Consider the following 25,100-nt stretch of genomic DNA (forward strand, 5'->3'; position numbering starts at 1 on the left):
CCGGCCTCCCGCCGACCCGGGGACGCGCGCGTTCCGGACCGTACGGCCCCGGGCGCGTCCCTTTCTAGGCCGTGGCCAGGTCGGGGTAGTAGTCGGCGGCCAGCAGGCGGGCGCCGTGGAAGGTGAGCGCCCAGACGCTCGCCTTGCGAGCCGGGATCTTGCGGCCGGACCGGCGCCCCACCGTCACCGCGTGCATGGAGGCGAGGGTGCCGACCAGGTCGGGGATCACGCCGCCCTGGCTGGCCAGCGCGCTCACCCCGCCCGCGGCCGCGGCCGCCAGCACCCGGTCCAGCCCGCCGGCCGGGTCCTTGTCGTACACCTCTTCCGACAGCGCCGGCTCGGAGCCGACCGGCAGCCCGAGGTCCGCCGCCAGCGGCTCGACCGTCTGCACGCACCGCAGCGGCTCAGCGGCCCGTACGGCGACCGGCGCGAACCAGCGCAGCGTCTGCCGCAACCCCTCGGCCTGTTTGCGTCCTGGCGCGTCCAGGGGCCGCAGCGCGTCCTTGCCCTTCCAGGCCGACCGGCTGCCGGCCTTGGCGTGCCGTACCAGCAGGACGACCGCGGTCGGCATCGGCGTCCGCGCGTGGTCCGCGACGAACTCACGGTCCCGGTCGTAGGTCAGCAGCGCGCCGGCCTCGGCGACCGGGAGCCAGCGCAGCGAGTCGACCTCGTCGTTGGCGACGAACGTCCCCTCGGCCGGGGTCATCGACCAGTAGTCGACGTACTTGCGGTCCGGGCCGAGCGTGTATTCCTGGGTGGCCAGCCGCGGTCCGACCACCGGCCGGACCCCGGTCTCCTCCTCGACCTCGCGGACCGCGGCCCGCAGCGGGTGCTCGCCCGCGTGGAGCTTGCCTTTGGGCAGCGACCAGTCGTCGTACCGGGGCCGGTGCACCAGGCAGATCTCCCGCCCGGTCGCGACCGGGCGCCACAGGACCCCGCCGCCGGCGAGGATCCGCTCGCCGCCGCTCACTGGCTGCGGGAGGCGTGCCGGCGCATCAGCACCTCCTGGTAGTCCCGCAACGGCTTGCCGGGTTGCCCGGGGTTGCGCTGCCAGACCTCGTCGGGCTGCAGCTCCCAGGCCACGATGTCGTCGCAGAACGCGAGGTCCAGGGTGTCGCGCAGGACCTCCCGGGCGGCCGGGTCGGTCACCCGCACCAGCACCTCCACCCGCCGGTCGAGGTTGCGGTGCATGAGGTCCGCGCTGCCCATGAGGTATTCGGGCTCGCCGTCGTTCTCGACGCAGACGACCCGGCTGTGCTCCAGGAACCGGCCGAGGATCGAGCGCACCCGGATGTTCTCCGACAGCCCCGGGACGCCGGCCCGGATCGTGCAGAACGTCCGTACCAGCAGGTCGACCTGGACCCCGGCCCGCGACGCCCGGTAGAGCGCGTCGATGGTCTCCTCGTCGACGAGGTGGTTGGTCTTGATCCGGATGCGGGCCGACCGGCCGGCCTCGGCGTGCGCGATCTCGCGTTCGATCCGCTCGATGATGCCGCGCCGGATGCCGTGCGGCGCCACCAGGATCGAGCGGTACTCGGTCTGCCGCGAATACCCGGTCAGCACGTTGAACAGGTCGGTGAGGTCGGCGCCGATGTCCGGGTCGGCGGTGAACAGGCCGAGGTCCTCGTATATGCGGGCGGTCTTGGGGTTGTAGTTGCCGGTGCCGATGTGGCAGTAGCGCCGGATCGAGCCGCCCTCCTGCCGGACCACGAGCGCGGTCTTGCAGTGGGTCTTCAGGCCGACCACGCCGTAGACGACGTGGCAGCCGGCGCGCTCCAGCGCCTTGGCCCACTTGATGTTGGCCTGCTCGTCGAAGCGGGCCTTGATCTCGACCAGCACCACGACCTGCTTGCCGGCCTCGGCCGCGTCGATCAGCGCCTCGACGATGGGGGAGTCGCCGGAGGTGCGGTAGAGGGTCTGCTTGATGGCGAGCACGTTCGCGTCGTTCGCGGCCTGCTCGATGAAGCGCTGCACGCTGGTGGAGAAGGACTCGTACGGGTGGTGCACGAGCACGTCGCCCTCGCGCAGCGTCGCGAACACGCTCTTGGCCGTCTCGTTCTCGGCGAACCGCGGCGGGGTCGACGGCACGAACGGCGGGTCCTTGAGGTCGGGCCGGTCCACGTCGTAGATCTGCCAGAGCGAGGCCAGCTCGAGCAGCCCGGGGATGTGCAGCACGTCCTCGTCCGGGACGTCGATCTCCTCGGTGAGCAGGTCCAGCACCCGCGGCGTGATCGTGTCCTGGACCTCGAGCCGGACCGCGGGACCGAACCGGCGCCGGGTCAGCGTCCGCTCCAGCGCCTGCAGCAGGTCCTCGTCGCGGTCCTCCTCGACCTCGATGTCGGTGTTGCGGGTCACCCGGAACAGGTGGTGCTCCACGACCTCCAGCCCCGGGAAGAGCAGGTCGAGGTGGGCCGCGATCAGGTCCTCCATCGGCAGGTACGCGTGGTCGGCCCGGGAGTCCTTCACGTCCACGAACCGGGACACGTTGTTGGGCACCTTCACCCGGGCGAACCGCTCGGTCGCGCCGCCCGGCGCCCCGGTGTCCCGCACCACCACGGCCAGGTTCAGCGAGAGCCCGCTGATGTACGGGAACGGGTGCGAGGGGTCCACCGCGAGCGGGGTGAGGACCGGGAACACCTGGGCCCGGAAGTACTCCGCCAGCCGGCTGCGCTCGGCGCCGTCGAGGTCGTCCCAGTGCAGCACCACGATCCCGGTGCCGGCCAGGGCCGGCTCGATGTCGTCCTGCCAGGCGATCGAGTGCCGCGCGACCAGCTCCTTGGAGCGCCGCGAGACCTGGGTCAGCGTCTCGCGCGCGGTCCGCCCGTCGCTGGAGCGCACGGCCAGGCCCATGTCCAGGCGGCGCTTCAGCCCGGCCACCCGGACCATGTAGAACTCGTCCAGGTTGGTGGCGAAGATCGCGAGGAACTTGGCCCGCTCCAGCAGCGGGATCCGGCGGTCCTCGGCCTGGGCCAGCACCCGGGCGTTGAACTCCAGCCAGGACAGCTCCCGGCCGGAGAACCGGTCGTCGGGCAGGTCCGGAGCAAGCGGCAGTTCGTGACCGTCGAGATCGGCCGCCAGCGCGCCGCCGGCGTCGTCGGGTTCGATGTCGGCCTGGGTGCGGGCGACGTCGCGGTCGGTCTCGTCGGCGGTCATGCCGCCATGATTCCTCAGCTCGGTGAACTGAGGGAGACCGTCAGCGGAGCGTCGCGATGGTGATCCGGACCACCCGGTCGCCGGTGATCTCCAGCCGGACGCGCTGCCCGGGGCGGAGCAGGCGCAGGCCGCCGGCGGCGAAGGCGGCGCCGTCGTACGGAACCCGGCGGCCGTCGTCGGTCAGCACGCTGCCGCTCCCGGTGTCCGGATCGAACGCCGCCACGGTCGCCTGCACGGGGTGAGGGTAGTGCTCAGGCGACCGCGTGGGCGGCGGTCCAGGCGGAGGTCGCGGGGCCGAGGCCGAGGCCGGCGGCGGCCCGCAGGTCCGCCGCCGTGTCCACGTCGTGCCGCAGCGACGGCCAGTCCCCGGCCAGCTCGACCGCGCCGGTGGCCCGGTGCGCCGCGGCCGAACCCGCACCGTACCGGGGCCGGACCGGGACGCCGGGCGCGGTCGCCAGCAGCGTCGTGCCGGTCCCGTCCGCGTCCGGCACGAACGCCCGCTGCGCGCCGGCCGCGGACCGCAGCGCGGCGCCCAGCTCGGCCGGCCGCAGCGCCGGCAGGTCCGCGGACAGCAGCGCGACGCCGTCGGCGGGGGCCAGCCGCGCGGCCGCCGCCGCCCCGTGCGCCAGCGCCGGGTTCAGGCCCGCGTCGGGCTCGTCCGGGACGACCAGCGCCCCGGCCGCGGTCATCGCCGCGGCCGCGGCCGGGTCGTCGGTCACCACGACCACCCGGGCGACCTCGGCCGCGCGCCGGGCGGCGGCGACCGTGTCCAGGGCCAGGGAGAGCGCGAGCTCCTCGTGCTCGGGCCGGGGGCGACCCACCGCGTACAGCCGGGACTTCGCCACGCCGAGCCGCTTGACCGGCACGACCACGGACCACCGCACGTCGTCCCACGCTACGCGGGGTGGGCCGCGTGGACACCGGCGGTCGCGGCCGGGAAGACTGCGGGCGACGACGAGGGTGACGGAGGTGGTCCGGTGCGGCATCCGGGACGCAAGCACGCCGGGTTCTGGATCTGGCTCTCGGTGGTGCTGATCAAGCCGACCGTGGGGGCGCTGTTCAAGCGCCGCTGGCGGGGCCAGGAGCACGTGCCGCAGCAGGGCGGCGCGATCCTGGTGTCCAACCACGTCTCCCAGGCCGACTTCCTCACCGTCGCCGTGTACGTCTGGGACTCCGGGCGGATCCCGCGGTTCCTCATCAAGCACAGCCTGTTCGGCGTGCCGGGGATCGGCCGGCTGCTGAACGGGGCCAAGCAGATCCCGGTCGTCCGGGGCTCGGCCGCGGCCCGGCAGTCGCTGGACGAGGCGGTCGCGGCGATCGGCCGGGGCGAGTTCGTCTGCATCTACCCGGAGGGCACGGTCACCCGCGACCCGGACTTCTGGCCCATGCAGGCCCGGACGGGCGTGGCCCGGCTGGCGCTGAACACCGACGTGCCGGTGATCCCGGTCTGCAACTGGGGACCGCAGGAGATGCTGGACGTCGAGCACCGCAAGGTCCGGCCGTTCCCGCGGCACGAGGCCTGGTGCGTGGCCGGGCCGCCGGTCGACCTCTCGGCGTACCGGGGGAAGCCGCTGACGGCCGACCTGCTGCGCGAGACGACCGACCACATCATGGCCGCGATCCGGGACCAGCTGGCCGAGGTCCGGGGCGAGACCCCGCCGGAGACGTTCTTCCGCCGCCCGCAGGCCCGCGAGGCGTCCTGATGCGGGCGGCCGTGCTCGGCGCCGGCTCCTGGGGGACCACGTTCGCGAAGGTGCTCGCCGACGCCGGCGGCGACGTGACGCTGGTCGGCCGCCGGCCGGACCTGGTCGCCGCGGTCACCGACCGGCACGAGAACCCCGACTACCTGCCCGGGATCGCGCTGCCGGCCGGGCTGCGGGCGAGCACCGACGCGGCCGCCGCGCTGGCCGGCGCGCAGATCGTGGTGCTGGCGGTGCCGGCCCAGAAGGTCCGCGACAACCTCGCGGCCTGGGGTCCGGCCATCGGCCCGGACGCGACGCTGGTCAGCCTCATGAAGGGCATCGAGCTCGGTACGGCCAAGCGGATGAGCGAGGTGATCGGCGAGGTCGTCGGCTGCGACGCCGGCCGGGTCGCGGTCGTGTCCGGGCCCAACCTGGCCCGCGAGATCGCCGAGGAGCAGCCCGCCGCGACGGTGGTCGCGTGCTCGGAGAAGGACCGGGCCGAGCTGGTGCAGAAGGCCTGCTTCACGCCGTACCTGCGGTCCTACACGAACACCGACGTGGTCGGCTGCGAGCTCGGCGGAGCGGTGAAGAACGTGATCGCGCTGGCGGCCGGGATGGCCGAGGGGATGGGTTTCGGCGACAACACCCGGGCCTCGCTGATCACCCGTGGGCTGGCCGAGACGGCCCGCCTCGGCGCGGCGCTCGGAGCGGACCCGATGACGTTCGCGGGGCTGGCCGGGCTGGGCGACCTGGTCGCGACGTGCAGCTCGCCGCTGTCGCGGAACCGGACGTTCGGGGAGCGGCTGGGCCGGGGCGAGACGCTGGAGCAGGCCCGGGCCGCGGTCCGCACGACCGCCGAGGGCGTCCAGTCCTGCCGGTCGGTGCTGGAGCTGGCCCGCCGGGTCGGGGTGGACGTGCCGATCACCGAGGGCGTCGTCCGGGTCTGTCACGAGGGCCTGGACGCGACCCGGCTGGTGCCGGCGCTGATGGGCCGGGGGCTGAAGGACGAGCGTCCGGTCAGCACCTGAGTAGGGGCATGGCTGGCACCCCGGGCGGCGGTGGTTGACTCGGGGACGTGACCGTCCACGTGCTGCACGAGAACCGGGAGTGGATGCCGCCGTTCGCGGCCGCGTTCGCCGCCGAGGGGGTCGACTGGGACGAGACGCTCGTCACCGGGGGAGCGCTGGACCTCTCCGCGGTCCCCGCCCCGGGCGTGTACTGGTCCCGGATGAGCGCCTCGGCCCACACCCGCGGCCACGACGCCTCGGCCGAGCACGCCCGGGCCCTGCTGGACCACCTGGAGGCGTCCGGGCGGCGGGTCGTCAACGGCCGGGCCGTGCTGGACCTGGAGCTGTCCAAGGTCCGGCAGCTGGCCCTGCTGCGGGCGGCCGGCGTCGACGTGCCGCGGACGGTCGTGGTGGCCGGCGCGGCGCCGGCCGACGTGCTGGCCGCGGCCCGGACGGTCGGCGGGCCGGTCGTGGTCAAGCCGAACCGGGGCGGCAAGGGCCTCGGCGTCGCCCGCTTCGACACGGTCGACGAGCTGGCGGCGGCGCTGCCCGGGCTGGAGCCGCCGGTGGACGGCGTCCTGCTGGTCCAGGAGTACGTCGAGCCGGCCCGGCCGCGGATCACCCGGGCCGAGGTCGTCGGCGGCGAGCTGGTCTACGCGATCACCGCGGACACCGGCCGGGGCGGCTTCCAGCTCTGCCCGGCCGACGCCTGCGCGGTCGACGGCAGCACCGAGAGCCTGTTCGCGCTGCGGACGGAGGCGGTCCCGCCGGCCCTGGTGGCCGCGTACGAGGGGTTCGCCAAGCAGCACGGGCTGGAGGTGGCGGGCTTCGAGTTCCTGGAGACCGCGACCGGCCGGCTGGTCACGTACGACGTGAACACCAACACCAACTACAACGCGGACGTCGAGGCGGTGGCACCCCGCTCCGCGGCCCGGGCGGTGGCCCGCTACCTCGGCGACCTGGACGAGGAGTGGGCACAGTGAGCGAGCGCGAGGGCGCGCAGCGCGAGCGGGGAACGACGAGAGCCGGTCGCCGGGCGCTTGCGCCCGGCGGCCTGATCGAGGAGTGGGCACAGTGAGGTTCGGCTACTGGATGCCGGTGTTCGGGGGCTGGCTGCGCAACGTCGAGGACGAGGGCATGCCCGTCTCCTGGACCTACCTGCGCGATCTCGCCGTCGACTCGGAGCGGCAGGGTTTCGACCTGTCGCTGGTCGCCGAGCTCAACCTCAACGACATCAAGGGGCACCGGGCGTCCTCGGTGGACGCCTGGACGCTCGGGTCCGCGCTGGCCGGCGCGACCTCGACGCTGGAGCTGATGCTCGCGGTCCGGCCGAATTACCACGCCCCGTCGCTGACGGCCAAGGCACTGTCCACGTTGGACCTCATCGCGCCCGGCCGGGTCAGCCTGAACGTCGTCTCCTCCTGGTGGAAGGACGAGGCCACCCAGTACGGCATGCCCTTCGACGTGCACGACGCGCGGTACGCACGGACCGAGGAGTGGCTGACCGTGCTGCGGCGGCTGCTCACCGAGCCGACCGTCGACCACCACGGCGACCTGTACGAGTTGCAGGGCGCGATCCTGGAGCCCAAGCCGTCCGCGCCGGTGCCGGTCTACATGGGCGGGGAGTCGCCGCGGGCGCTGGACGTCATCGCCCGCCTCGGCGACGCGTACGTCATGCACGGCGACCCGCCGGAGGCCATCGCGGACCGGATCAAGCGCATCTCGGACCTGCGGGCCGGGGCCGGCGGGACGCCGCTGCAGTTCGGGCTGTCCGGGTTCGTGATCGTGCGCGACACCGAGGCCGAGGCCCGGGCCGAGCTGGACCGGGTGCTGGATGTGCGCTCCTCGCCCGAGGCGTACGCGTCGTACCAGGACTTCGTGCGCGGGTCCCAGCTGGAGGGGGAGCTCTCGCTGCGCGAGTACAGCGTGTCGAACCGCGGGTTGCGGGCCGGGCTGGTCGGGACGGCGCAGCAGGTCGCGGACCGGATCAGGGCGTACGAGGAGGCCGGGGTCGGGCTGATGCTGCTGCAGTTCAGCCCCCAGGCCGAGGAGATGGCCCGCTTCGGCGAGCAGGTGATCCCCCTCTTCCACTAGTCGCGGAGGAGGGGCGCGGCGGCGTCCGGACCGCGGCGACGCGCCGACGAGGTCGCCGCGCGGCGCGGAGGGAAGATGTCGCCATGGAGCGTCCTCGCGCAGCGGCCATGAGCACAGCGTGGTGGCGCGGTCGCCGAAGGCGTGCCGGTATGGTCCGCGCCATGTCAGGGCGGAGAGTGCGGGTCGCGGTGGTCTTCGGCGGTCGCAGCACGGAGCACGCGATCTCGTGCGTCTCCGCGGGCAGCGTGCTCGCGGCGCTCGACCCGGCGGTGTACGAGGTGGTGCCGGTCGGCATCACCCCCAAGGGCGCCTGGGTGATCACCTCGGGCGACCCGGAGACGCTGGCCATCCGCGACCGGGTGCTGCCGACGGTCGACACCGGCACCGCGGTGGTGCTGCCGGGCGACCCGACCGCGGGCGGCCTGGTCGTGGTCGAGCCCGGCGAGGGCGCCAGGGTCCTGCACGGCGTGGACGTCGTCTTCCCGGTCCTGCACGGGCCGTACGGGGAGGACGGGACGATCCAGGGCCTGCTGGAGATGGCCGGGGTGCCGTACGTGGGCTCCGGTGTGCTCGGCAGCGCGGTCGCGATGGACAAGGAGTTCACCAAGAAGCTGCTGCTGGCCGACGGCCTGCCGGTGGGGCCGTACGCGGTGGTCCGGGCCGGCGCCGACCTGCCCGCGGCCGAGCGGGACCGGCTCGGCCTGCCGGTGTTCGTGAAGCCGGCCCGCGGCGGCTCCTCGATCGGGATCACCCGGGTCACCGACTGGGCCGACTGGCCCGCGGCGCTCGCGACCGCCCGCGAGGTCGACGGCAAGGTGCTGGTCGAGGCGGCGGTGCCGGGCCGGGAGATCGAGCTCGCGGTGCTGGAGGGGCTCGGCGGCGGCGCCCCGGACGTGTCGGTGCCGGCCGAGATCACGCTGCTCGGCGGCCGGGAGTGGTACGACTTCGAGGCCAAGTACCTCGACGACGTCTCCGCGCTGGAGATGCCGGCCGACCTGCCGGCCGAGGTGACGCAGCGCCTGCAGGACCTGGCCGCGCGCGCGTTCGTCGCGCTGGACGGCGCCGGGCTGGCCCGGGTCGACTTCTTCGTCGGGCCGGCCGGCGAGTGCACGATCAACGAGGTCAACACGATGCCGGGGTTCACGCCGATCTCGGTGTTCCCGCAGGCGTGGGCGGCGTCCGGGCTGGACTACGCGGCCCTGCTGGACCGGCTGATCACGACCGCGCTGGAGCGGTAGGCCCCTAGTTCGCCGGGTCGAGCGGCCGGGGCCTGAGCGCCGCGATCACCGCGGTCGAGAGCCGGGCCGCCGGGCCGCCGGCGTCCGCCGCCGGGACCAGCACCTCGACGTACACGGGCCGGTCGACCACCACCCAGGCCGTCGTCGAGCCGCGCCGCTCGGCGAACCAGCTGACGCCGTTGATCTGCTGCACGTCCGCGGTCGCGATGAACGACGGCGGCCGGGCCACCCCGCAGCGCAGCGTGATCGCCGGGTCGCCCCAGGCCGCCACGTAGGGCGAGGAGGAGTCGACCGGCCGGGCCGGGATGTCCCCGAGGTCGGTCGGCAGCGCCGCGATCAGCTCCTGGCAGGACTGCTGCGCCGCCGCGCTCAACGCCGGCGGGGGAGCGACCTTCACCGGCGGCAGGGCCGCGGCCGCGGACGGCGTCGCCGTCGGCGCCACCGGTTGCGCGTTCCCGCCGCGACCGAGCGCGACGGCCAGCACCACGAGCACGAGCGTCACCGGCAGCGCGACCAGCGTCGCCAGCCGGGCCGCCGAGCGCCGGTCGGACCGGTCGCGGACGGGATGCTCGTCGGTCGCCGTGGGCACGGGCGAAGTCTAGAGATGCACGACCGGGCAGGTCAGGGTGCGGGTGATGCCCGCGACGGCCTGGACCTTGGCGACCACGAGCTTGCCGAGCTCGTCGACGTTGTTGGCCTCCGCCCGGACGATCACGTCGTACGGACCGGTGACGTCCTCGGCCTGCGTGACTCCAGAGATCTCTGCGATGGTCGTCGCCACGTGGGCGGCTTTGCCGACCTCGGTCTGGATCAGGATGTAGGCCTGGACCACGGCGAGCCCTTCGTCGGGTGGATGCGGGGAGGGTGGAAAATCTACCTCAGTCGACCCGGAATGATCTCACCGAGAGGACACGTGCCATCACTGTCGCTGAGGTCGGGGAGTTCGGGCTCGTCGATCGGCTGACCGCGCGCTTCACCGCGAGCACGGCGCCGGCGCCGGTGCTCGGCCCCGGCGACGACGCGGCGGTGCTGGCCACGCCGGACGGCCGGGTGGTCGCGACCACCGACCTGCTCGTCGACATGCGGCACTTCCGGCGCGACTGGTCCACGGCCGAGGACGTCGGGCACAAGGCCGCGGCGCAGAACCTGGCCGACGTGGCCGCGATGGGCGCGGTGCCGACCGGGCTGCTGGTCGGGCTGTCGGTGCCGCCGGACACGCCGGTGGCCTGGCTGGAGGGGCTGGCCGACGGGATGCGGGCCGAGTGCGACCCGCTCGGCGTGCGGGTGCTCGGCGGCGACGTGGTCCGCGCGGAGGTGCTGATGGTGGCGGTGACCGCGCTCGGTGACCTGCAGGGGCGGCAGCCGGTGACCCGGGCCGGGGCCCGGCCGGGCGACGTCGTGGCGTACACGGGGCGGCTGGGCTGGGCCGCGGCCGGGCTGGCCGTGCTCGGGCGCGGGTTCCGCTCGCCGGTCTCGGTCGTGGCCGCGCACCGCCGCCCCGAGCCGCCGTACGGGCAGGGGCCGCGGGCGGCCGAGCTCGGCGCGACCGCCATGGTGGACGTGAGCGACGGGCTGGTCGCCGACCTGCTGCACGTCGCGCTGGCCAGCTCGGTCGGGATCGAGCTGGACACCTCCAAGCTGGACGTGCCGGCCAAGCTGCGCGACGTCGGCCGCGCGCTCGGGGTCGAGCCGCTGGACTGGGTGCTGGCCGGCGGCGACGACCACGCGCTGGCCGCGACGTTCCCGGGCGCGAGCCCGCCGCCGGCGCCGTGGCGGGTGATCGGCCGGGTCGCCCGCGGGCGGGGCGTGGTCGTGGACGGCAGCGCGTACGACGGGCCCGAGGGGTTCGACCACTTCGCTCGCTAACGTGGTCCGGGTGACTGCACCTGTCCGGGTCCTGACCGTGGCCGGTTCCGATTCCGGCGGCGGCGCCGGCATCCAGGCCGACCTGAAGACGATGCTGGCCCACGGCGTGCACGGCATGAGCGTGCTGGCCGCGGTGACCGCGCAGAACTCGCTCGGTGTCCAGGGCTACTGGGAGCTGCCGGTCGAGGCCGTCCGGGCCCAGCTCGACAGCGTGCTGGGCGACATCGGCGTGGACGCGGTGAAGACCGGCATGCTGGCCTCGACCGAGCTGGTCACGGCCGTGTCGGAGGTGCTGGCCGGGGTGGGCGTGCCGGTCGTGGTCGACCCGGTCGGGGTGAGCAAGCACGGCGACTCCCTGCTGGCCGCCGACGCGGTCGCCGCGGTCCGCGAGACGCTGCTGCCGGTCGCCACCCTCGTCACCCCCAACCTGTACGAGGTGGGCCAGCTCACCGGCGTCAAGGTCGACACCGAGGCCGGCCTGCGGGAGGCGGCCGAGGCGGTGCTCGCGCTCGGCCCGGCCGCGGTGCTGGTCAAGGGCGGCCACCTGGCCGGGGACGCGGTCGACCTGCTGCTCACCGCGGCCGGCGAGGAGCGGACGTACCGGGCGGCCCGGCTGGACAACCGGCACACCCACGGCACCGGCTGCACGCTGGCCAGCGCGATCGCGTCCCGGCTGGCCCTCGGCGACCCGCTGCCGGACGCGGTCGAGACGGCCAAGGCGTACGTGACCGGGGCGATCGCGCACGGCTTCCCCCTCGGCGCCGGCATCGGCCCGGTCGACCACGGCTGGCGGTGGCGGTGAGCATCACGGTCGCCCGCTTGGACGACCCGGTCGTCAAGGACCTCATCGAGCTGATCCAGGGCGAGTACGTCCTCCGCTACGGCGGTCCGGACGCCGCGCCCATCGACGCCGCCGAGTTCGCCCCGCCGCGGGGGCTGTTCCTGCTGGCCACGGTCGACGGCGAGCCGGCCGGCTGCGGCGGCTGGCGCGACCTCGGCGACCGGCGCGACCTCGGCGACCGGCGGGACCTCGGCGACCGGCGGGACCTCGGCGAGCGGCGGGCCGAGGTCAAGCGGATGTTCACGGTGGCTTGGTACCGCAACCGCGGGGTCGCCCGGGCCCTGCTGGCCGAGCTGGAGCGGACCGCCGCCGCGGCCGGGATCGGGCAGCTGGTGCTGGAGACCGGCCTGGTCCAGCCGGAGGCGATGGCCCTCTACGCCTCGTCCGGGTACGAGCTGATCGACGGCTTCGGCCACTACGCCGGCGCGCCGCTGTCCCGTGCGTACGGCAAACGCCTGGTCGAGTGAGGCAGCCCGTCTGCCATGCTCTCGGTCCGTGGGAGTCGTCACGGTCTCGGCGTCGTACGGCGCCGGCGGCAGCGAGATCGGCCCGGCCGTCGCCGCGGCCCTCGGCCTGCCGTTCGTGGACCGGGCGGTGCCGGCCGGCGTCGCCCGCAAGCTCGACGTGCCGCTGGACCTGGCCCAGCAGCGGGACGAGACCACCGACCGCGGCCTGTGGCGGGTGATCTCCTCGATGGCGCTGGTGCCGGAGATGGCCGGGGCCGGGCCGCTGGCGTACCACACGTTCTCCGACGAGCACGCCTTCCGGGAGAAGACCGAGGAGGTGCTGCTCGAGATCGCGGAGGTCGGCGGGGTGGTGCTCGGCCGGGCCGCGGCGCTGGTGCTGGCCGGCCGGGACGACGCCCTGCACGTCCGGCTGGACGGCCCGGTGGAGACCCGGATCGCCCACGCCGTGCAGCGCTCGGGCCGGCCCGAGGCCGAGGTGCGCCGGACGCTGCGCTCCAACGACGCCGCGCGGGCCGCGTACGTTAGGAACTTCTACCGGGCCGATCCGGCCGACGCCCGGCACTATCACCTGGTGCTCGACACCACCGCGATCCCCTGGAACGCCGCGGCCGACCTGGTCGTCGCAGCGGCGCGTGCCCGGGGTCTGTGACACCAGCGACCCCGGCCCTGACCGGCAACGAGAGAGGCAGGACATGAGCGAGCCCACCTACGGCTCCGGCCAGTACGACCCGCAGCAGGGCTACGGCGGCCAGCAGCACGGCGCCCAGCAGCAGTACGGCGGGCAGCCGTCCGGGCAGCAGCCGTCGTACCCGACGGGTCAGCAGCCGCAGCAGTACGGCGGCGGCTACCAGCAGCCCCAGCAGCCCCAGCCGCCCGCCGGCGGCGGCTACCAGCCCGGCGGCTACCCCTCCGGCAGCTACCCGGCGTCCTCGCCGGCCACCGCGAAGGCCCCGCACGACAAGGTCTCGCAGGCGGCGACGTTCCTGACCTACATCGGCTACGTCTGCGCGGTCGCCGGCGTGCTCGGCTTCATCTTCTTCCTCGCCGCGGACGGCTTCAGCACCTCGGGCAAGATCGCCCAGGCGCTGCTGGCGCTCTCGACGGGCCTGGGCCTCGGCGGGCTCAACTACGCCGCCGGGACCTGGCTGGGCCAGAAGAAGACGACGGTCTGACGCACACGACGAGGCCCGCTCCCGGTTCGGGAGCGGGCCTCGATGTCGTTGCGGGCCTTGGTCTAGGCCCGGGTGACCTTGCCGGCCTTCAGGCAGGACGTGCACACGGTGACCCGGCGGCGGGTGCCGGGGGAGACCAGTGCGCGGACGGTCTGCACGTTGGGGTTCCACCGGCGCGAGGTGCGACGGTGGGAGTGGGACACCGACTTGCCGAAGCCGGGCCGCTTGCCGCAGACGTCGCACACGCTGGCCACGGGGGAACTCCTCTGATGATTTCCGGATCGTCCTGCACCGGCTCGCTGGGCCGGGCAACCGCGCCAGTGTAGCCAGCGGCGCGAGGGGCGACCAAACGGGGCGGGCCGAGGTCGTACCCTCGCCGCCGGGGACGTGTCCGGGACGAGCGTACGGAGGTGGCGGCGATCGAGGTGCTGGACCCGTCGGCCGTCCGGCGCTGGTGCACCGGGGCGGTCGCGGCACTGGAGGCGGCCCGGGCGGAGATCGACGACCTCAACGTGTACCCGGTGCCGGACGGGGACACCGGCACGAACCTGCTGCTGACCCTGCGCGCGGCCGACTCGGCGGTGCGTACGGACCCGCCGGGGGACCTGGCCGCGACGCTCGCCTCGATGGCGCGGGGCGCCGTGCTCGGCGCCCGGGGGAACTCCGGCGTCATCCTCAGCCAGGTCCTCCGCGGCCTCGCCGAGTCCCTCCCGGCCTACCCCCCGGACCCGGGCTCGGGGGCCGGCTCGGCGGAGGCGATGGGGTCGGGGGGACGGGCGCTGGGGGCGGCGCTGGCGCGCGCGGCCCGGCTGGCCTGGGAGGCCGTGGCCGAGCCGGTCGAGGGCACCATGCTCACCGTGGTCCGGGCCGCGGCCGAGGCCGCCACCGCCGCCGGCGACTCGCTGGCCGAGGTCGCCCGGGCCGCCGCCCGCGGCGCCGCCCGGGCCCTGGAACGCACCCCGGAGCAGCTGCCGGTGCTGGCCCGGGCCGGCGTGGTCGACGCCGGCGGCCGCGGCCTCTGCCTGCTGCTGGAGGCGCTGGCCGCGGTGGTCGGCGGCGACCCGGTCCCGGTGCAGCGGGGCCGCTCCCGAGCCCCCCGGGACACGGTCCGGGAGACCGGCTCGGACGCGTACGACTACGAGGTGCAGTACCTGCTCGACGCCGAGGAGCCGGGCGCGCTCCGCGAGGAGCTGACCGGGCTGGGCGACTCGCTGGTCGTGGTCGGCACCGGCGAGGGCACCTGGACCGTGCACGTGCACGTCAACGACGTCGGCGCCGCGATCGAGGCCGGCGTCCGGGCCGGCCGCCCGCACCGGATCACCGTGACCCGCTTCGCCGACGAGCCGCCGCCGGACTTCCGCCGGGACGGCACCTCGGTGGTCGCGGTCGCCCCCGGAGCCGGCGTCGCGGAGCTGTTCGTGGCCGAGGGCGTGCTGGTCGCGGACGGCACCGAGGACGCCGTGCTGGACGCGGTGCTCTCGGCCGGGACCGCGGCCGCGGTCGTGCTGCCGGGCCGGGTCGAGCTGGTCGCGATCGCCGACGCCGCCGCCCGCCGGGCCCGGGCCGCCGGGATCGAGGTCGCCGTGGTGCCGACCCGCTCGCCGGTGCAGGGGCTGGCCGCGGTGGCCGTGCACGACGAGGGCCGCCGCTTCGGCGACGACATCATCGCGATGGCCGAGGCGGCCGCGGCCACCCGCTGGGCCGAGGTCTTCCCGGCCGAGCGCGACGCGCTGACGATGGCCGGTCCCTGCCAGGCGGGTGACATCCTCGGTCTGGTGGACGGCGAGGTGGTGGTCATCGGGTCCGAGCAGACGGCGGTCGCGGCCGAGGTGCTGGACCGGATGCTGTCCGGCGGTGGCGAGCTGGTGACGCTGGTGCTCGGGGCCGCCGACGCGGAGCTGGGCCACGCCCTGGAACGCCGGCTCGTCCGGGACCATCCCGGGGTGGAGGTGGCGGTGTACCCGGTGGCGCGGCCCGACGTACCGCTGCTGGCCGGGGTGGAGTGATGGCCCGCCTGGACACCCCGCTGGAGGATCTCGTCGGCGGGAAGACGGCCACCCCGCTGGCGAAGGGGCTCGACCTGGAGACGGTCGGGGACCTGCTGCGGCACTACCCGCGGCGGTACGCCGAGCGCGGCAAGCTGACCAACCTGCGCGACCTCAGCCCGGGCGAGGACGTCACCGTGTTCGCCCGCGTCAGCAAGGTCGGCCGCCGGCAGATGCGGGCCCGCCGCGGCACGATCGTCGAGGCCGAGATCACCGACGGCCAGGGCACGCTCAAGCTCACGTTCTTCAACCAGCCCTGGCGGGAGAAGGAGCTGGAGGTCGGCCGGCAGGGCCTGTTCGCCGGCAAGGTCACGGTCTTCAACGGCAAGCGGCAGCTCAACAGCCCCGACTTCCGGATCCTGGACGCCGAGGAGTCCAAGGGCGACATCGAGGAGTTCGCCGGCGCCCTGATCCCGGTCTACCCGGCCACCTCGGCCACGCCGACCTGGACGATCGCCCGCTGCGTACGGATGGCGCTGGACTCCCTCGACCCGCCGGTCGACCCGCTGCCGTCCGGGATCCGGGCCCGGCACGACCTCATCGACCTGGAGTCGGCCCTGCGCGGGATCCACCGCCCGGCCGACTACGGCGCGCTGGAGCGGGCCCGGAAGCGGCTGAAGTGGGAGGAGGCGCTGCCGCTGCAGGCGCTGCTGGCCCAGCGGCGGCGGGCGGCGGCCGAGCGCCCGGGCAAGGCCCGCCCGCCCCGTACGGACGGGATCCTGGCCGCGTTCGACGCGGCGCTGCCGTTCCCGCTCACCGGCGGGCAGGTCGGGATCGGCGAGACGCTCGCGTCGGAGCTGGCGTCCGAACACCCCATGCACCGGCTGCTGCAGGGCGAGGTCGGCTCGGGCAAGACCGTCTGCGCGCTGCGGGCGATGCTGCAGGTGGTCGACGCCGGCGGCCAGGCCGCGCTGCTGGCGCCGACCGAGGTGCTGGCCGCGCAGCACGCCCGCTCGCTGGCCGCGCTGCTCGGCCCGCTGGCCCGGGCCGGCGAGCTGGACGGGGCCGAGCAGGCCACCCGGATCGCGTTGCTGACCGGCTCGCTGCCGGTCGCGGCCAAGCGCCGGGCCATGCTGGCGGCGGTCTCCGGCGACGCCGGCATCGTGGTCGGCACCCACGCGCTGCTCTCCGAGGGCGTCGAGTTCCTCGACCTCGGCCTGGTCGTGGTCGACGAGCAGCACCGCTTCGGGGTCGAGCAGCGGGACGCGCTGCGGGCCAAGGGCGATGCCCCGCACGTGCTGGTGATGACCGCGACCCCCATCCCGCGCACCGTCGCCATGACCGTGTACGGCGACCTCGAGGTCTCCTCGCTGCGGGAGCTGCCCCGGGGCCGGTCGCCGATCGCCTCGACCGTGGTCCCGGCCGGGGAGAAGCCGTCCTGGCTGGACCGCGTCTGGACCCGGATCAAGGAGGAGGTCGCCGCCGGCCACCAGGCGTACGTGGTCTGCCCGCGGATCGGCGGCACCGACCCGGACGAGGACGAGGAACCGTCCGAAGAGGACGGTGAGAGCCGGCGACCCCCGATCGCGGTGCTCGACGTCGCACCCGGGCTGGCCGAGGGCCCGCTGCACGGGCTGCGGGTCAGGATCCTGCACGGCCGCCTGCCGGCGGAGGAGAAGGACGCGGTGATGCGGGCCTTCGCCGCGGCCGAGGTCGACGTGCTGGTCGCGACCACGGTCGTCGAGGTCGGCGTGGACGTGCCGAACGCGACGGTGATGGCGGTGCTGGACGCCGACCGGTTCGGCATCTCCCAGCTGCACCAGCTGCGCGGCCGGGTCGGGCGGGGCAGCGCGCCCGGGCTCTGCCTGCTGGTCACCGACTCCCCGGCCGGGACGCCGGCCCGCGAGCGGCTGGACGCGGTGGCGTCCACTGTGGACGGTTTCGAGCTGGCCGAGCTCGACCTGGAGCAGCGCCGGGAAGGGCAGGTGCTGGGGGAGGCCCAGTCCGGCCGGTCCTCGTTCAAGCTGCTGTCGCTGATCCGGGACCGCGACCTCATCACGACCGCCCGGGAGGAGGCGAGCACGATCGTCGCCGCCGACCCCGAGCTCGCCGACCACCCCGGCCTCGCCGCCGCCGTCACCGCCCTCACCGAGAAGGAACGCTCCGAGTTCCTCGAGAAGACCTGACCACTCAGGTTCGGGTGCTGGCGGCCCGGCGGTAGAGGCGGGCGACGACGTCCTCGATGCCGGGCTCGGCGATGGTCAGGTCGCGGAGCTCGACCCGGGCGGAGACGGCGGCGACGGCCGCGGCGGCGGAGCCGGTCAGGGCCAGGTTCTGGCGCAGCCCGCCGGCCTCGACCGAGAGCAGCCGGGTGCCGGGTACGTCGGCCAGCGGCGCGGCCGGCGTGGTCAGCTCGACCGTGAGCACCCGGTCCACGCCGGCCGCCGCGGCCAGCCCGGCCAGGTCGCCGGTGTGCACGACCTTGCCGCCGTCGACGACCACGACCCGGTTCGAGAGCCGCTCGATGTCGGGCAGGTCGTGGGTGGTGAGCAGGATCGTGGTCCCGGCCTCGCGGCGTTCGTCGGCCAGGAACGTCCGCAGCGCCTCCTTGCTCACGATGTCCAGTCCCACGGTCGGCTCGTCCAGCAGCAGGAGCTGCGGGGAGTGCAGCAGCGCCGCGGTGACCTCGCCGCGCATCCGCTGCCCCAGCGAGAGCTGCCGGACCGGCGTGTCCAGGAAGGGCGAGAGGTCCAGCAGCGCGACGCAGCGCTGCAGCCGGTCGGCCGCCTGCGCCGGCGGCAGCCGGTGGATCGCGGCCAGCAGCCGGAACGACTCGGCCAGCGGCAGGTCCCACCAGAGCTGGCTGCGCTGCCCGAAGACCACGCCGATCCGGCGGGCCAGCTCCCGCCGCTGCCGTACCGGTTCCAGGCCGCAGACCCGGACGAGGCCCGAGGTCGGCACCAGGATCCCGGTCAGCATCTTGACGGTGGTCGACTTGCCGGCCCCGTTCGCGCCGATGTAGCCGACGCACTCGCCCTCGGCGACGGAGAAGCTGATCCCGTCGACCGCCCGTACGACCCGCTTCTCCCGGCGGAACCGGCGTCCCGGGCGCCGGACGACGAAGTGCCGGGTGAGCCCGTCCAGTTCGATGATGCTCATCCGCCCGCTCCCACGTAGTGCCGGATCCCGGATCGCCAGAGCAGGCCGGCCGCGACGGCCGCGAGGAGGGCGGCCAGCGGCGAGGCCCAGGGCAGCCAGTCCGGCAGCCCGCTCGGGTCGGACCGGCCCAGGATCGCCAGCGCCGGCAGGTAGCCGGTGAACGCCGCCGGCACGACGAAGGTGAAGAACCGCGCCAGCACGGGGCTCAGCACCGCGGTCGGCCACTCGCCCAGATATCCCGACCCGTACGTCAGCGCGCTGGTCACCTCGGTCCCCTCGACGAGCCAGAACGAGACCGCGCCGGCGACCACGAACAGCGCGCCGAACACGACCGTGGCCGCGACCGGCGCGATCGCCAGCATCGCCACCCGGGCCGCCGTCCAGTCCACGTCCAGCCGGGTCAGTACGGCGACCAGCAGCACCAGCGAGACCGCGACCCGGCCCAGCCGGCGCAGCTGCAGGTCGGCCGCGGCGAGCTGGCCGAGCACCGACAGCGGCCGCAGCAGCACCACGTCGAACGTGCCCGAGCGGACGTGCTGGATCACCGCGTCGCTCTGCCCGACCAGCAGGTCGGCGGTCGCGAACCCGGTCGAGGAGATCGCGAACACCAGCACGACCTCGGTGAAGGACAGCCCGGCGATCGAGGGCACCTGGTGGAAGACCGCGAAGACCTCGATGAAGTCCAGCCCGACGCCGAACGCGGTGCCGAGCACCTCCAGCACGAACGAGGCCCGGTACGTCGTCTGCCCGGCCATCCCGGCCCGCAGCAGCATCCCGTAGACGCGCGCGTCAGCCACCCTGCACCACCAGCCGCCGGGTGCCGCGCCCGAACACCGCCACCCCAACCCCGAGCAGGACGACCGCCCAGGCCACCTGCACGCCGATCAGCCCGAGCGCGGCCGCGCCGGTGGACCGCTCGGTGACGATGTCCAGCGGCGTCTGCAGCACCGACGGGAACGGGGTCGCGTACGCCACGGCCTGGGCCCAGCCGGGCAGGAAGTGGATCGGTACCAGCAGCCCGCACAGCACGTTCGAGGCCAGGACGTACAGGTTGATCACGCCGCGGACGTCGACCAGCCAGAACGCGACCAGGCTGACCAGCAGCCGGCCGCCGAAGCTGACCAGCACGGCCACCGCGGCCGAGACCACGAACAGCGGCACGGTCTCCGGCCGGGTCGGCACCCGCAGCCCGAACAGCAGCCCGCCGACGACCAGCGGCCCGGCGAAGCGGATCAGGCAGGCCTGCCCGGCCCGGCCGACGTCCTCGGCCAGCCAGGCCGCGATCGGGTGCACCGGCCGGCCCAGGTCGATGGCGACGTCGCCGGTCCGGACCCGCTGGGTGACCTGGGTCCAGCTGAACAGCCAGACCATCGCGATCATCCCCTGGGAGACCCAGGTGTACGTCGAGAGCGCCGCCCGGTCGTACCCGGCCACCGTGCCGCCGGCGGCGTCCGCGGCGGCGAACAGGATCGACACCCGGATCACGCCGAAGACCGTGTTGGTGAACGCGCCCGCCAGCGTCGCCTGCCGGTACGTCGCGTACCGCCGGAACCCGGCGACCACCAGCGCCCCCGCCGCCCCGGGTGAAGGCAGCGCAGACACAATCGAAGGACATTACGCCGCCGGCTCGTCCCCGGCCACGCGTTTCGCCGGCCCCGACGGGACCGGTGATCCCCGGGGGCGATGGGGTCCTCCGGCCCCGGCGGGGCGGCGATGGGGTCCGCCGCCTCCGGCGGGCCCGGTGGAGAGACCGGTCGGGGGCCGCCCCGAGGTTTTAGGGTGATCAGATGACTCGGATCGTGGCGGGGGAGGTGGGGGGGCGGCGGTTGGTCGTGCCGCCGGGGGAGCGGACGCGGCCGACCTCCGATCGGGCGCGGGAGGCGTTGTTCGGGACCCTGTCCGGACTGCTCGACCTCGCCGGCGCCCGGGTCCTCGACCTCTACGCCGGCTCCGGCGCGGTCGGCCTGGAGGCGGTCTCCCGCGGCGCCGCGCACGCGCTGCTCGTCGACGCCGACGCCCGCGCCGCCGCCACCGCGACCGGCAACGCGGCCACCCTCGGCCTGGCCGACCGGGTCACCGTCCGCCGGGACAAGGTCGAGCGGACGCTGGCGGGGGAGCCGGCCGAGCACGACCTCGTCTTCGCCGACCCGCCGTACGCGCTGGCCGACGCCGAGCTCGCCGCCGTGCTGACCCGGCTGACCGAGGGCTGGCTGGCGGCGGGCGCGGTGCTGGTGGTGGAACGGGCCAGCCGGGGCGCCGGCCCATCCTGGCCGGAGCGTGTCGAGCCTCTCAAACAGCGCCGCTACGGCGAGGGCACCCTTTGGTACGGTCGACTCTCGTGACGACCGGGAGCGCGCCCGCGCCACGGCGTGCCGTCTGCCCGGGGTCGTTCGACCCGGTCACGCTCGGCCACCTCGACATCATCGGCCGCGCCAGCACGCTCTACGACGAGGTCGTCGTCGCGGTCCTGGTGAACAAGAGCAAGACCGGCCTGTTCAGCGTCGACGAGCGGATCGACATGCTGAAGTCGGTCACCGCCGAGTACGGCAACGTGCGCGTCGACTCCTTCCACGGCCTGCTCGTGCACTACTGCCAGGCCAACGACATCCCGGTCGTGGTCAAGGGGATCCGCGCGGTCAGCGACTTCGACTACGAGCTGAAGATGGCGCAGATGAACCACGGCTTGACCGGCCTGGAGACTCTCTTCATGCCGACCAACCCGGAGTTCAGCTTCCTGACCTCCAGCCTGGTCAAGGAGGTCGCCACCTGGGACGGCGACGTCGGCCGGCTGGTGCCCCCGCTGGTGCTGGAACGGCTCGCCGCCCGCCTCCACGAACGTCGCTAGATGGCCGCCGTCGGCGACGCGCTGCGCCGGGTGCCGGACGCGCTGGACGAGCTGGTCGCCCTGGTCGAGTCGGCCCGGGCGATGCCGCTGTCGTCCTCCTGCGTGCTGCCGCGCGAGGAGGCGCTGGACCTGCTGGACGAGCTGCGGGCCGCGCTGCCCGAGGCGCTGGAGGACGCCCGCGAGGTGATGGGCGCCCGCGAGGAGCTGCTCGGCCAGGCCCGCGACCGCCGGGACCGGATCACCGCCGACGCCCGCGCGGAGGCCGACCGGGTGCTCACCGGGGCCCGGGACGCGGCCGACCGGATGCTGGCCGAGGCCCGGGCCACCGCGGAACGGATGATCTCCGCGGACGGCGTCCGGCGGGCCGCCGAGGCCGAGGCCCGGGGCATCCTGGAGGCGGCCGAGGACCGGGCCGTGCGACTCAAGGCCGACGCCGACACGTACGCGGACCAGCGCCTCGCCGTCCTGGAGGACACCCTGGCCCGGCTGCTCGGCACCGTCGAGCGCGGCCGCGAGCTGCTGGCCCAACCGGCCCACGACTAGCCGATACGACTAGCCGTTTCGACGTACCGCCGAGGGCTCGGGTAGCCTTGGCGGTCGGTCCGTACCCGGGCTGTCCCTGCCTGTCTTCGAGAAGCGACCCATGCCAGCCAGAACGACGCCGCGCGACCGGGCGACGACCCGTCTCGACCCCCGCAAGCCCTTCGTGCTCGACGTGCGCGAGCTGGGCCGCCGACCGGGGTCGATGCGTGCTGTGCAGGCCGAGGTCCCGGCGCCGGCCGACCTGGTGACCGGGCTGGCCGGGATCCCCGCGGGCGCGCCGATCGGGCTGGACCTGCGGCTGGAGTCGGTGGTCGAGGGCGTGCTGGTCTCCGGCACGGTGACCGCCCCGGTGACCGGCGAGTGCGCCCGCTGCCTGACCCCGGTGTCCGGCTCCGAGTCCGTCGACGTGACCGAGCTGTTCGCGTACCCGGACTCGGTGACCGAGCAGACCTCCGAGGACGACGAGGTCAGCCACCTGGTCGGGGACATGCTCGACCTGGAGCCGGTGGTGCGCGACGCGCTGGTGCTCGACCTGCCGCTGTCCCCGCTGTGCCGGGACGACTGCCGCGGGCTGTGCGCCGAGTGCGGCGAGCGCCTGGACGACCTGCCCGACGACCACACCCACACCACGACCGACCCGCGCTGGGCCGCTCTCGCCGAGCGGTTCGGTGGAAGTCCCGAGAAGGAGTAATCCAGTGGCAGTCCCGAAGCGCCGGATGTCCCGGAGCAACACCCGGTCCCGGCGGTCGCAGTGGAAGACCTCGGCCCCGACCCTGGTCCTCTGCGAGAACCGCGCCTGCCGCCAGCCCAAGCTGCCGCACACGGTCTGCAAGGTCTGCGGGACGTACGACAACAAGCAGGTCGTCGCGGTCTGACCGGGCGAGACGACCTGTTGGCGTGAACGGCGGTTCGCGCACGGTTCCCGACCCGGCCTCGCTCGAGGGCGCGCTCGGCGTCCAGTTGCAGGCCGAGCTGCTGGGCCGTGCCCTGACGCACCGCTCCTACGCGTACGAGAACGGCGGCCTGCCGACCAACGAGCGGCTGGAGTTCCTCGGCGACTCCGTGCTCGGTCTGGTGATCACCGACGCGCTCTACAACGGCCACCCGGACCTGCCGGAGGGCCAGCTGGCGAAGCTGCGCGCCTCGGTGGTGAACATGCGGGCGCTGGCCGACGTGGCCCGGCGGCTGGGCCCCGACGGCCTGGGCGCGTACGTCCGGCTGGGCCGGGGCGAGGAGGTCACCGGCGGCCGGGACAAGGCCAGCATCCTGGCCGACACGCTGGAGGCCCTGCTCGGCGCGGTGTACGTCGAGCACGGGCTGGGCGTCGCCGACGAGGTCATACACAAGCTGTTCGACCCGGTGCTGGCGGACGCGGCCCAGCGCGGCGCCGGCCTGGACTGGAAGACCTCGCTGCAGGAGCTGACGGCGTCGCTCTCGCTCGGCGTCCCCGAGTACGGCGTGAGCGAGGAGGGCCCGGACCACGCCAAGTCGTTCACGGCGGTGGCCCGGGTCGGCGGCGAGTCGTTCGGCAGCGGTGCCGGCCGCAGCAAGAAGGAAGCCGAGCAGAAGGCGGCCGAGGCCGCGTGGACCGTCCTGCAGGACCGGACCCAGTAGCCGCGGGCGGGCCCGGCTCCTCGCCGTGGACGTGATGGGGTCCGCCGCCCCCGGCGGGGCTCGGTGGACGCGGTCGGGCCGGCCCCGGACCTGAGCCCCGTCCGGGGGTTACGGGCCCCCGGCGGCGGTCAAGCGCGCTTGCGGACTTCGTCTTCGAGGCGTTCCAGGGCCTCGGCCATGTCCTGGCGGGTCTTGTCGGCGGCGGCGCCGCGGTGGGCCTGGGGCTGCTTGCCGAAGAACGAGAGGTGCAGGTTCACCTCGGAGGCGGCGTCGCCCTCGTGGTAGACCTGCGCCCAGCCCGCGTAGTCGGGGCCCTCGCTGCCCCACTCCATCCGCAGCTGCTCCTTCTCGGCCCGGAACAAGCCGTCGCTGGCGTAGTGCCGGCCCCCGGCGTCCCCTTCGACGTGCAGCTTGTCCGGACCGGCTTCCTCGACGTCCATGGTGGTCGGCAGCCAGCGCTGCATCGTCTCGACGTCGGACATGATGTCGAACACGACGTCGGCGGCGGCCGGCATGCGGCGGCTCTCCTCGTACTCCATGGCCGCATGATCTACCCCCGTACCGGCGGGCACTACCGTGGTCGGCGTGCCGGAGCTGCCCGAGGTCGAGGTCGTCCGCCGCGGGCTGGAGCGGTGGGTGGCCGGCCGGACCGTGGCCAAGGCCGAGATGCTGCACCCGCGGGCGACCCGGCGGCACGTCGCCGGCCCCGACGACGTCGTGGCCCGCCTGACCGGCCGGACGCTGAGCTCGGTCGAGCGCCGCGGGAAGTACCTCTGGCTGCCGCTGTCCGGCGCGGACGAGGCGCTGCTCGGCCACCTCGGCATGAGCGGCCAGCTGCTGGTGCTGCCGCCGGAGACGCCGGACGGGCCGCACCTGCGGGCCCGGCTCGCGTTCACCGACGGCGGCCGGGAGCTGCGCTACGTCGACCAGCGCACGTTCGGCGGGCTGTCGGTCGAGCCGACGGTGGACGGGGTGCCGGCGGTGATCGCCCACATCGGGCGGGACCCGCTGGACCCGGATTTCGACCTGGCCGCGTTCACCGCGGCGCTGCGCCAGCGCAAGACCGGGATCAAGCGCGCGTTGCTGGACCAGTCGCTGGTTTCCGGCATCGGCAACATCTACGCCGACGAGGCGCTGTGGCGGGCCAAGCTGCACTGGGCGCGCCCGACCGAGACCATGACCGCACCCGTGGTCGCGACCCTGATCCAGGGCGTCCGGGACGTGATGGGGGAGGCGCTGTCCGCCGGCGGCACCTCGTTCGACTCGCTGTACGTCGACGTCAACGGCGAGAGCGGCTACTTCGGGCGCTCGCTGGACGTCTACGGCCGGCGGGACGAGCCGTGCCGGCGCTGCGGCACGCCGATCCGGCGGGATCCGTTCATGAACCGCTCGTCGTACACCTGCCCGCGCTGCCAGCCGCGACCGCGCCGGGGG

30 protein-coding genes are annotated in these 25,100 nt (G+C 74.7%); 19 read left to right on the top strand and 11 right to left on the bottom strand.

Features of this window, described 5'->3' with window-relative positions; genetic code table 11:
• Window positions 1-64 precede the first annotated feature (64 nt).
• Genes VGP36_23920 through cofC form a run of 4 tightly spaced genes read right to left on the bottom strand, consistent with a single transcriptional unit; the run spans window position 65 to window position 4,037 of the window.
• Window positions 65-970 (bottom strand): bifunctional NUDIX hydrolase/histidine phosphatase family protein, encoded by a 906-nt coding sequence (locus VGP36_23920; GenBank protein ID HEV7657760.1) that lies wholly within the window; start codon window positions 968-970, stop codon window positions 65-67.
• A complete protein-coding gene (locus VGP36_23925; protein HEV7657761.1) occupies window positions 967-3,153 on the bottom strand; it encodes an RNA degradosome polyphosphate kinase in 2,187 nt (728 codons plus the stop codon). Before VGP36_23925 ends, VGP36_23920 begins: the two co-directional genes overlap by 4 nt.
• Before the next feature lie 40 nt (window positions 3,154-3,193).
• Entirely contained in the window at window positions 3,194-3,388 is a 195-nt protein-coding gene (locus VGP36_23930) for a hypothetical protein (protein ID HEV7657762.1), read from the bottom strand.
• Between the two features lie 16 nt (window positions 3,389-3,404).
• On the bottom strand, window positions 3,405-4,037 hold the full coding sequence (gene cofC, locus VGP36_23935; protein ID HEV7657763.1) for a 2-phospho-L-lactate guanylyltransferase: 633 nt from the start codon (window positions 4,035-4,037) through the stop codon (window positions 3,405-3,407).
• A 93-nt stretch (window positions 4,038-4,130) separates the two neighbouring features.
• Between cofC and VGP36_23940 the strand changes: the two genes are divergently transcribed.
• From VGP36_23940 to VGP36_23960, 5 genes are all read left to right on the top strand, one after another.
• On the top strand, window positions 4,131-4,856 hold the full coding sequence (locus VGP36_23940) for a lysophospholipid acyltransferase family protein (protein HEV7657764.1): 726 nt from the start codon (window positions 4,131-4,133) through the stop codon (window positions 4,854-4,856).
• On the top strand, window positions 4,853-5,863 hold the full coding sequence (locus tag VGP36_23945; protein HEV7657765.1) for an NAD(P)H-dependent glycerol-3-phosphate dehydrogenase: 1,011 nt from the start codon (window positions 4,853-4,855) through the stop codon (window positions 5,861-5,863). The genes VGP36_23940 and VGP36_23945 overlap by 4 nt, the downstream gene beginning before the upstream one ends.
• A gap of 47 nt (window positions 5,864-5,910) precedes the next feature.
• Window positions 5,911-6,825: a hypothetical protein gene (locus tag VGP36_23950; protein HEV7657766.1), complete on the top strand. Its 915-nt coding sequence runs from the start codon at window positions 5,911-5,913 to the stop codon at window positions 6,823-6,825.
• 91 nt (window positions 6,826-6,916) lie between these two features.
• Window positions 6,917-7,936, top strand: coding sequence for an LLM class flavin-dependent oxidoreductase (locus tag VGP36_23955; protein ID HEV7657767.1), 1,020 nt, complete (start codon window positions 6,917-6,919; stop codon window positions 7,934-7,936).
• Between the two features lie 161 nt (window positions 7,937-8,097).
• The gene (locus tag VGP36_23960) at window positions 8,098-9,174 is read left to right on the top strand and encodes a D-alanine--D-alanine ligase family protein (GenBank protein ID HEV7657768.1); all 1,077 of its coding nucleotides are present in this window, start codon (window positions 8,098-8,100) and stop codon (window positions 9,172-9,174) included.
• 4 nt (window positions 9,175-9,178) lie between these two features.
• On the opposite strand, the gene VGP36_23965 is transcribed toward VGP36_23960, so the two are convergent.
• Together VGP36_23965 and VGP36_23970 are read right to left on the bottom strand one after the other, a co-directional pair.
• Complete coding sequence (locus VGP36_23965) at window positions 9,179-9,763, bottom strand: DUF3515 domain-containing protein (GenBank protein HEV7657769.1); 585 nt, start codon at window positions 9,761-9,763, stop codon at window positions 9,179-9,181.
• Window positions 9,764-9,772: 9 nt separating this feature from the next.
• The gene (locus tag VGP36_23970; protein ID HEV7657770.1) at window positions 9,773-10,006 is read right to left on the bottom strand and encodes an Lrp/AsnC ligand binding domain-containing protein; all 234 of its coding nucleotides are present in this window, start codon (window positions 10,004-10,006) and stop codon (window positions 9,773-9,775) included.
• 32 nt (window positions 10,007-10,038) lie between these two features.
• Between VGP36_23970 and VGP36_23975 the strand changes: the two genes are divergently transcribed.
• Genes VGP36_23975 through VGP36_23995 form a run of 5 tightly spaced genes read left to right on the top strand, consistent with a single transcriptional unit; the run spans window position 10,039 to window position 13,520 of the window.
• The gene (locus VGP36_23975) at window positions 10,039-11,040 is read left to right on the top strand and encodes a thiamine-phosphate kinase (GenBank protein HEV7657771.1); all 1,002 of its coding nucleotides are present in this window, start codon (window positions 10,039-10,041) and stop codon (window positions 11,038-11,040) included.
• Between the two features lie 10 nt (window positions 11,041-11,050).
• On the top strand, window positions 11,051-11,842 hold the full coding sequence (gene thiD / locus VGP36_23980) for a bifunctional hydroxymethylpyrimidine kinase/phosphomethylpyrimidine kinase (GenBank protein ID HEV7657772.1): 792 nt from the start codon (window positions 11,051-11,053) through the stop codon (window positions 11,840-11,842).
• The gene (locus VGP36_23985; GenBank protein HEV7657773.1) at window positions 11,839-12,348 is read left to right on the top strand and encodes a GNAT family N-acetyltransferase; all 510 of its coding nucleotides are present in this window, start codon (window positions 11,839-11,841) and stop codon (window positions 12,346-12,348) included. Before thiD ends, VGP36_23985 begins: the two co-directional genes overlap by 4 nt.
• Before the next feature lie 28 nt (window positions 12,349-12,376).
• A complete protein-coding gene (locus tag VGP36_23990; GenBank protein HEV7657774.1) occupies window positions 12,377-12,997 on the top strand; it encodes a cytidylate kinase-like family protein in 621 nt (206 codons plus the stop codon).
• 43 nt (window positions 12,998-13,040) lie between these two features.
• Window positions 13,041-13,520, top strand: a complete 480-nt coding sequence (locus VGP36_23995) for a hypothetical protein (GenBank protein HEV7657775.1) — start codon at window positions 13,041-13,043, stop codon at window positions 13,518-13,520.
• 62 nt (window positions 13,521-13,582) lie between these two features.
• Here the strand turns inward: VGP36_23995 and rpmB are convergent, their stop codons facing one another.
• A complete protein-coding gene (gene rpmB / locus VGP36_24000; protein HEV7657776.1) occupies window positions 13,583-13,774 on the bottom strand; it encodes a 50S ribosomal protein L28 in 192 nt (63 codons plus the stop codon).
• 156 nt (window positions 13,775-13,930) lie between these two features.
• Between rpmB and VGP36_24005 the strand changes: the two genes are divergently transcribed.
• Both VGP36_24005 and recG read left to right on the top strand, forming a co-directional pair.
• The gene (locus VGP36_24005; protein ID HEV7657777.1) at window positions 13,931-15,526 is read left to right on the top strand and encodes a DAK2 domain-containing protein; all 1,596 of its coding nucleotides are present in this window, start codon (window positions 13,931-13,933) and stop codon (window positions 15,524-15,526) included.
• Window positions 15,526-17,691, top strand: a complete 2,166-nt coding sequence (recG, locus tag VGP36_24010; protein HEV7657778.1) for an ATP-dependent DNA helicase RecG — start codon at window positions 15,526-15,528, stop codon at window positions 17,689-17,691. The genes VGP36_24005 and recG overlap by 1 nt, the downstream gene beginning before the upstream one ends.
• A 4-nt stretch (window positions 17,692-17,695) precedes the next feature.
• On the opposite strand, the gene VGP36_24015 is transcribed toward recG, so the two are convergent.
• The 3 genes from VGP36_24015 to VGP36_24025 are packed head-to-tail and all read right to left on the bottom strand — an operon-like array spanning window position 17,696 to window position 20,266.
• On the bottom strand, window positions 17,696-18,664 hold the full coding sequence (locus tag VGP36_24015) for an ATP-binding cassette domain-containing protein (GenBank protein ID HEV7657779.1): 969 nt from the start codon (window positions 18,662-18,664) through the stop codon (window positions 17,696-17,698).
• Window positions 18,661-19,461, bottom strand: coding sequence for an ABC-2 family transporter protein (locus VGP36_24020; protein HEV7657780.1), 801 nt, complete (start codon window positions 19,459-19,461; stop codon window positions 18,661-18,663). Before VGP36_24020 ends, VGP36_24015 begins: the two co-directional genes overlap by 4 nt.
• Complete coding sequence (locus VGP36_24025; GenBank protein HEV7657781.1) at window positions 19,454-20,266, bottom strand: ABC-2 family transporter protein; 813 nt, start codon at window positions 20,264-20,266, stop codon at window positions 19,454-19,456. Before VGP36_24025 ends, VGP36_24020 begins: the two co-directional genes overlap by 8 nt.
• A gap of 185 nt (window positions 20,267-20,451) precedes the next feature.
• On the opposite strand from VGP36_24025, the gene rsmD reads away from it, so the two are divergent.
• The 6 genes from rsmD (at window position 20,452) to rnc (ending at window position 23,666) form a co-directional block, all read left to right on the top strand.
• Window positions 20,452-21,006 carry a 16S rRNA (guanine(966)-N(2))-methyltransferase RsmD gene (rsmD, locus tag VGP36_24030; GenBank protein ID HEV7657782.1) on the top strand — a complete coding sequence of 185 codons (555 nt, stop codon included), beginning with the start codon at window positions 20,452-20,454 and terminating at the stop codon, window positions 21,004-21,006.
• A complete protein-coding gene (gene coaD / locus VGP36_24035) occupies window positions 21,003-21,509 on the top strand; it encodes a pantetheine-phosphate adenylyltransferase (GenBank protein HEV7657783.1) in 507 nt (168 codons plus the stop codon). Before rsmD ends, coaD begins: the two co-directional genes overlap by 4 nt.
• Complete coding sequence (locus VGP36_24040) at window positions 21,510-22,052, top strand: hypothetical protein (protein HEV7657784.1); 543 nt, start codon at window positions 21,510-21,512, stop codon at window positions 22,050-22,052.
• A gap of 100 nt (window positions 22,053-22,152) precedes the next feature.
• Complete coding sequence (locus tag VGP36_24045) at window positions 22,153-22,743, top strand: DUF177 domain-containing protein (GenBank protein HEV7657785.1); 591 nt, start codon at window positions 22,153-22,155, stop codon at window positions 22,741-22,743.
• A gap of 4 nt (window positions 22,744-22,747) precedes the next feature.
• Window positions 22,748-22,927, top strand: a complete 180-nt coding sequence (gene rpmF, locus VGP36_24050) for a 50S ribosomal protein L32 (GenBank protein HEV7657786.1) — start codon at window positions 22,748-22,750, stop codon at window positions 22,925-22,927.
• Window positions 22,928-22,949: 22 nt separating this feature from the next.
• On the top strand, window positions 22,950-23,666 hold the full coding sequence (gene rnc, locus VGP36_24055) for a ribonuclease III (GenBank protein ID HEV7657787.1): 717 nt from the start codon (window positions 22,950-22,952) through the stop codon (window positions 23,664-23,666).
• 128 nt (window positions 23,667-23,794) lie between these two features.
• Here rnc and VGP36_24060 read toward each other — a convergent pair whose 3' ends face one another.
• Window positions 23,795-24,205, bottom strand: a complete 411-nt coding sequence (locus tag VGP36_24060; protein HEV7657788.1) for an SRPBCC family protein — start codon at window positions 24,203-24,205, stop codon at window positions 23,795-23,797.
• A 46-nt stretch (window positions 24,206-24,251) separates the two neighbouring features.
• Here VGP36_24060 and mutM point away from each other — a divergent pair.
• A partial coding sequence (mutM, locus tag VGP36_24065) for a bifunctional DNA-formamidopyrimidine glycosylase/DNA-(apurinic or apyrimidinic site) lyase (GenBank protein HEV7657789.1) occupies window positions 24,252-25,100 on the top strand: 849 nt, incomplete at its 3' end.

The sequence above is a fragment of the Mycobacteriales bacterium genome, assembly GCA_035995165.1.
GTDB lineage: Bacteria > Actinomycetota > Actinomycetes > Mycobacteriales > CADCTP01 > CADCTP01.